Source organism: Streptomyces sp. WAC05292 (genome assembly GCF_003949955.1).
GTDB lineage: Bacteria > Actinomycetota > Actinomycetes > Streptomycetales > Streptomycetaceae > Streptomyces > Streptomyces globosus.
Genome location: NZ_RPSE01000411.1, coordinates 1 through 5362 on the forward strand (window position 1 = coordinate 1; position 5362 = coordinate 5362).

9 protein-coding genes, 1 tRNA gene and 1 riboswitch are annotated in these 5362 nt (G+C 70.5%); of the genes, 3 read left to right on the forward strand and 7 right to left on the reverse strand.

Going from position 1 to position 5362, the window contains the following annotated elements:
- Positions 1–67 precede the first annotated feature (67 nt).
- The 3 genes from EF903_RS28000 to EF903_RS28010 form a co-directional block, all read right to left on the reverse strand.
- Complete coding sequence (locus EF903_RS28000; protein ID WP_125547788.1) at positions 68–388, reverse strand: multidrug efflux SMR transporter; 321 nt, start codon at positions 386–388, stop codon at positions 68–70.
- A gap of 30 nt (positions 389–418) precedes the next feature.
- A riboswitch (guanidine-III (ykkC-III) riboswitch) is annotated at positions 419–485 on the reverse strand.
- A gap of 63 nt (positions 486–548) precedes the next feature.
- A complete protein-coding gene (locus EF903_RS28005) occupies positions 549–851 on the reverse strand; it encodes a co-chaperone GroES (RefSeq protein WP_114058937.1) in 303 nt (100 codons plus the stop codon).
- A gap of 96 nt (positions 852–947) precedes the next feature.
- Positions 948–1298, reverse strand: coding sequence for a DUF3618 domain-containing protein (locus EF903_RS28010; RefSeq protein WP_125547791.1), 351 nt, complete (start codon positions 1296–1298; stop codon positions 948–950).
- Positions 1299–1376: 78 nt separating this feature from the next.
- Here EF903_RS28010 and bcp point away from each other — a divergent pair, with 78 nt between their 5' ends.
- Positions 1377–1844 (forward strand): thioredoxin-dependent thiol peroxidase, encoded by a 468-nt coding sequence (bcp, locus tag EF903_RS28015; RefSeq protein ID WP_125547793.1) that lies wholly within the window; start codon positions 1377–1379, stop codon positions 1842–1844.
- A 251-nt stretch (positions 1845–2095) separates the two neighbouring features.
- A tRNA-Leu gene (locus EF903_RS28020) sits at positions 2096–2179 on the forward strand.
- A gap of 59 nt (positions 2180–2238) precedes the next feature.
- On the opposite strand, the gene rdgB is transcribed toward EF903_RS28020, so the two are convergent.
- From rdgB to EF903_RS28040, 4 genes are all read right to left on the reverse strand, one after another.
- A complete protein-coding gene (gene rdgB / locus EF903_RS28025) occupies positions 2239–2853 on the reverse strand; it encodes an RdgB/HAM1 family non-canonical purine NTP pyrophosphatase (protein ID WP_125547795.1) in 615 nt (204 codons plus the stop codon).
- Positions 2854–2894: 41 nt separating this feature from the next.
- A complete protein-coding gene (locus EF903_RS28030; protein WP_125547797.1) occupies positions 2895–3272 on the reverse strand; it encodes a hypothetical protein in 378 nt (125 codons plus the stop codon).
- 120 nt (positions 3273–3392) lie between these two features.
- Positions 3393–4118: a ribonuclease PH gene (gene rph, locus EF903_RS28035; protein WP_125547799.1), complete on the reverse strand. Its 726-nt coding sequence runs from the start codon at positions 4116–4118 to the stop codon at positions 3393–3395.
- 97 nt (positions 4119–4215) lie between these two features.
- Positions 4216–4518, reverse strand: coding sequence for a PTS glucose/sucrose transporter subunit IIB (locus EF903_RS28040; RefSeq protein WP_260616029.1), 303 nt, complete (start codon positions 4516–4518; stop codon positions 4216–4218).
- A 174-nt stretch (positions 4519–4692) separates the two neighbouring features.
- On the opposite strand from EF903_RS28040, the gene EF903_RS28045 reads away from it, so the two are divergent.
- The coding region (locus tag EF903_RS28045; protein ID WP_185902859.1) for a PTS transporter subunit EIIC at positions 4693–5362 on the forward strand (670 nt) is incomplete at its 3' end.

Below are 5362 nucleotides of genomic sequence, written 5' to 3' on the forward strand. Positions count from 1 at the left end.
GCCCGCCCTCCGCATACCTGGAATGACACCCGGGCAACCGGCGGCCGGGGGCCCGCGCGCACCCCGCTCAGTGGCCGGACGTCGCCTTCAGCCCCACCACCGCCACCAGCAGCAGCACGATGAAGAAGATCCTGGACGCCGTCACCGGCTCGCCCAGCACCGCCATCCCCAGCACCGCCGCACCCGCGGCACCGATACCCACCCACACCCCGTACGCCGTACCGATCGGCAGGCTCCGGGCCGCGTACGACAGCAGCAGCATGCTCGCCACGATCCCCGCACCCGTGAACACACTCGGCCACAGCCGGGTGAACCCGTCCGTGAACTTCATGCCGACCGACCAGCCGACCTCCAGCAGACCGGCGACGACGAGCAGAACCCAGGCCATGACAGGCACCTCCGAGACGAGAACGGAACAGGTGCGTCGTCTTTTCCCACCCGGTACGGCGCGTCTCGTCGGGGTTCACCGCCCACCGTAGCAAAAGGCATGCGAAAGGGCCGGTGACCTCGGCCACCGGCCCACCCGCACACGGACAAGAACCCCGCAATCAGAGATACAGACCGGTGGAGTCCTCCGCCCCCTCCAGCCGCTCCGCGGCCACGGCATGCAGATCACGCTCGCGCATCAGCACGTACGTCGCACCCCGCACCTCGACCTCGGCCCGGTCCTCGGGGTCGTACAGCACCCGGTCGCCCGGCTCCACGCTGCGCACGTTCTGCCCGACCGCGACCACCTCGGCCCAGGCCAGCCGCTTGCCCACGGCCGCCGTCGCCGGAATCAGGATGCCGCCGCCCGAGCGCCGCTCGCCCTCGGGCTTGTCGGACTTCACGAGCACGCGGTCGTGCAGCATGCGGATGGGCAGCTTGTCGTGGGTGGTGGTGTTGGTGTCGTCGCTCACGCCCCGAACCTACCCGCCCGCGCCCCGCCTGTCCGCCTCAGGGGTGGGTCAGCGGCGGCGGCGCGCCGACACCACCAGCAGGCCGATCACCCCCACGGCCACCAGCGCGACCGGCACCAGCCGCTCGATGCGCGGGGTGCCGTCCTCGTACCGCAGGCCGTCCCTGACGTCCGTCCACAGGCGGTTCACCGCCACGACGGCCCGCCCGGCCGTCTCGTCGACCGTGGAGGCGACCCTGGCCTTCGCGTCCCCGACGATCGTCTTCGGGTGCATGCGCACACCGATCTCGTCGAGGGTCTCGGCGAGCTGCTCGCGGCGGCGGACGATGTCCGCCTCGATCTGTGCGGGGGTCCTGGCTTCCGGCACCGCGCTGCCTCCGTCGTCGTGGTCCTGTCCCATGGGGGCGTGATCCGCCGTGGACAGTCTGTCAGCTTAGTCTCGTCACGTAGCGATCCACCTCCCGAGGAGACTGTCGAGATGAGCGAGCGACTCCAGCCGGGCGACACCGCCCCCGCCTTCACCCTGCCCGACGCGGACGGCAACGACGTCACGCTCGCCGACCGGCTCGGCCGCAAGGTGATCGTCTACTTCTACCCGGCGGCCCTCACACCGGGCTGCACCAAGCAGGCCTGCGACTTCACGGACAACCTGGAGCTGCTGGCCGGCGCCGGCTACGACGTGATCGGCGTGTCGCCGGACAAGCCGGAGAAGCTCGCGAAGTTCCGCGAGAAGGAGAACCTCAAGGTCACCCTCGTCGGCGACCCCGACAAGAAGGTGCTGGAGGCGTACGGCGCGTTCGGCGAGAAGAAGCTGTACGGCAAGACGGTGACCGGGGTGATCCGCTCGACGGTCGTCGTGGACGAGGAGGGCAAGGTCGAGCGCGCCCTGTACAACGTCAAGGCGACGGGCCACGTAGCCAAGATCATCAAGGATCTGGGCATCTGACGGCCCCGCCCTCGGAACGGCCCGCCCCCTCCCGGGGCGGGCCGTTCCGCTTGTCGGACGGATCGACCATGCCGGCGGGCACCGGCCGGACAACCGCCCGGGCAGCCTCCGCTCCCTACGCCCCAACTGCCACGGCCTGACGGACACGTGGCGCCGCAGGCGCCGCCCCAAGTCCTTCACCCCCGCGGGCTCCGCCCCGTTAGACTGGGCACAGCCCAGGCTGACCCAATGTTCGCATCGGGCAAGATGTCGCGGTTGTGGTGGAATTGGCAGTCACGCTGGGTTTAGGTCCCAGTGGGGTAAAACCCGTGGGGGTTCGAGTCCCCCCAACCGCACGGGTACGCAGAAGGCCCTGTACGCAGCCGCGTACGGGGCCTTCGCTGCATCACCGGCCTCAGCCCAGCAGGTCGCGGATCGCCGGGATCAGGGCGCGGAAGGCCTGGCCGCGGTGGGAGACGGCGTTCTTCTCGGCAGCCGTCATCTCCGCGCAGGTGCGGGTCTCGCCGAGCGGCTGGAGGATCGGGTCGTAGCCGAAGCCGCCGCTGCCGGCCGGGGTGTGCCGGAGCGTGCCGGTGAGGCGGCCCTCGACGACGGCTTCGGTGCCGTCGGGCAGGGCCAGGGCGGCCGCGCACGCGAAGTGGGCGCCGCGGTGCCCGTCCGCGATGTCGGCCAGCTGGGCCAGGAGCAGCTCCAGGTTGGCCTTGTCGTCGCCGTGGCGGCCGGCCCAGCGGGCGGAGAAGATGCCGGGGGCGCCGCCGAGGACGTCGACGCAGAGGCCGGAGTCGTCGGCGATGGCGGGCAGGCCGGTGGCGAGGGCGAGGGCGTGCGCCTTGAGGAGGGCGTTCTCGGCGAAGGTGACGCCGGTCTCCTTGACGTCGGGGACGTCGGGGTACGCGTCCGCGCCGACCAGCTCGTAGGGCAGGCCGGCGCCGGACAGGATCGTGTGCAGTTCGGAGATCTTGCCCTGGTTGCGGGTGGCCAGGATGAGGCGGGGCGGCGTCGAGGTCATGGCGTCCATTATTCCGTTCGGGCCGATCCCGCCTGCGGGGGTCAGGGGGTGCAGACCTTGGAGATCTCCTTGGCGGCGTCGGCGACGGGGGTGACGTCGGGGGCGGTGTTGCCGCTCTGCAGGGAGGTGCGGACGCTCTGGACGGCCTTGTTCATGGAGTCGATGGCCGTGCCGAGGTCGGTGTTGTCGGTCTGGTCGCCGATCTTCTTCAGGTTCTCGTCGATCTTGTTGAGGGCGTTCTGGGCGTCCTGCGGGCTGTTGCCCGCGTTGGAGACGGCGTCCTGGAGGTCGCCGACGCCTTCGGTGATGGCGACGGCGGTGTTGGCGCAGTCCATGGCGGTGGAGATCGCGTCGCAGGCGGTCAGGGCCGGGATGGCGAGTGCGGCGGCCGCCGCCGCGGCGGCTATGCGGAGCTTCATGCGTGTTCCCTCACAAGGTCGTGCGCGTGGTCGGTCGGCTGCGCGGATGTGGACGGGCGCACGGCTGTGACACCGTGCGCCCGTACAGGTGAGGACGCGGCGGGGCGTCCGGTGGTTCTCTCAGAGGCCGAGGGCGGTGCGCTGGATGGCTTCGAGGTCGGCGCAGCCGCCGGCGGCGAGGTCGAGGAGGGCGTTGAGTTCCTTGCGGTCGAAGGGTTCGCCTTCGGCGGTGCCCTGGACTTCGACGAAGCGGCCGTCGCCGGTGCAGACGACGTTCATGTCGGTTTCCGCGCGGACGTCTTCCTCGTAGCAGAGGTCGAGGAGGGGGACGCCGTCGACGATGCCGACGCTGACGGCGGCGACGGTGCCGGTGAGGGGCTTGCGGCCGGCCTTGATGAGCTTCTTGGACTGGCCCCAGGCGACGGCGTCGGCGAGGGCGACGTAGGCGCCGGTGATGGCGGCGGTGCGGGTGCCGCCATCGGCCTGGAGGACGTCGCAGTCGAGGACGACGGTGTTCTCGCCGAGTGCCTTGTAGTCGATGACGGCGCGCAGGGAGCGGCCGATGAGGCGGGAGATCTCGTGGGTGCGGCCGCCGATCTTGCCGCGGACGGATTCGCGGTCGCCGCGGGTGTTGGTGGAGCGGGGCAGCATCGAGTATTCGGAGGTGACCCAGCCTTCGCCGCTGCCCTTGCGCCAGCGGGGGACGCCTTCGGTGAAGGAGGCGGTGCAGAAGACCTTGGTGTCTCCGAAGGAGATGAGGACGGAGCCCTCGGCGTGCTTGCTCCATCCGCGTTCGATGGTGACGGGGCGGAGCTGTTCGGGCGTACGGCCGTCGATGCGAGACATGGCGTCGAGCCTAGTGGGTGCGGCGGTACGCGAAGACCCCGTCGGGGCGGGTGCGGGGTGACGGGGTCCGGCGTCGTGGTGGCGCGGTGCGCTCAGGTCACATCATGTCTTCGATTTCGGCGGCGATGGGGTCGGCGTCGGTGCCGATGACGACCTGGACGGCGGTGCCCATCTTGACGACGCCGTGGGCGCCGGCGGCCTTGAGGGCGGCTTCGTCGACGAGTTCGGGGTCGTTGACCTCGGTGCGCAGGCGGGTGATGCAGCCTTCGACTTCTTCGATGTTGTCGATGCCGCCGAGCCCGGCGACGATCTTCTCAGCCTTGGTGGCCATGCGTTTCTCCCTGTTTTCCGAAGAACGGTCTCGGCGGTCCCGGGCGGGCCGCGGGAACCGTTTCGTCACGGTAGCCCACTGTTGGCCCAGTTTCGCGAGCGCGGTTCCTGCGTCTGCCGAATGATGTCGATCAGCAGCGACCTGCCCTCCGGGCGGGGCGTGTGCGACCGCACCCAGGGTGGTCTACACCAGTGTGCCGCACGGACCGCACGTGCCCAAACGGGCCCGCAAGGGAGGAAGCCGATGAGCGCGAACGGCAGTGCGGCGGCGGCGCCGCGGCAGCAGTGGTGGAGCGGTTTGTTCCAGGGGCTGCAGAAGATGGGGAGGAGTCTGCAGCTGCCGATCGCGGTGCTGCCCGCGGCGGGGATCCTGACCCGGCTGGGCCAGGACGACGTGTTCGGGCCGGACGGCCTGGACTGGGACGTGGTGGCGAAGGTGATGGCGGGGGCGGGCGGTGCGCTGCTCAATCCCGAGCTGGGGCTGCCGCTGCTGTTCTGCGTCGGTGTGGCGATCGGGATGGCGAAGAAGGGGGACGGGTCGACGGCGCTGGCGGCGGTGGCCGGCTTCCTGGTGTACCGGGGGGTGCTGCGGGCGTTTCCGAACGAGTGCCCCGAGGGGACGCGGGTGGTGGGGACGGGCTGCCTCACCGATGACAACAACACGTTCGTGGAGTTCTCGTACCAGAACCCGGGGGTGTTCGGCGGGATCGTGATGGGTCTGCTGACGGCGTGGTTCTGGCAGCGGTACCACCGGGTGAAGCTGGTGGACTGGCTGGGTTTCTTCAACGGGCGGCGGCTGGTGCCGATCATCATGTCGTTCGTGGCGATCGGGTTCGCCGCGCTGTGCCTGTGGGTGTGGCCGGCGGTGGGTGCGGGGCTGGAGAGCTTCTCGGACTGGCTGACGGGGCTGGGGG

Excerpts from the sequence above, each read along its gene's own strand:
- EF903_RS28000 (WP_125547788.1), bottom strand. The coding sequence starts at position 388 with ATGGCCTGGGTTCTGCTCGTCGTCGCCGGTCTGCTGGAGGTCGGCTGG.
- EF903_RS28005 (WP_114058937.1), bottom strand. The coding sequence starts at position 851 with ATGCTGCACGACCGCGTGCTCGTGAAGTCCGACAAGCCCGAGGGCGAG.
- EF903_RS28010 (WP_125547791.1), bottom strand. The coding sequence starts at position 1,298 with ATGGGACAGGACCACGACGACGGAGGCAGCGCGGTGCCGGAAGCCAGG.
- bcp (WP_125547793.1), top strand. The coding sequence starts at position 1,377 with ATGAGCGAGCGACTCCAGCCGGGCGACACCGCCCCCGCCTTCACCCTG.
- rdgB (WP_125547795.1), bottom strand. The coding sequence starts at position 2,853 with ATGACCTCGACGCCGCCCCGCCTCATCCTGGCCACCCGCAACCAGGGC.
- EF903_RS28030 (WP_125547797.1), bottom strand. The coding sequence starts at position 3,272 with ATGAAGCTCCGCATAGCCGCCGCGGCGGCGGCCGCCGCACTCGCCATC.
- rph (WP_125547799.1), bottom strand. The coding sequence starts at position 4,118 with ATGTCTCGCATCGACGGCCGTACGCCCGAACAGCTCCGCCCCGTCACC.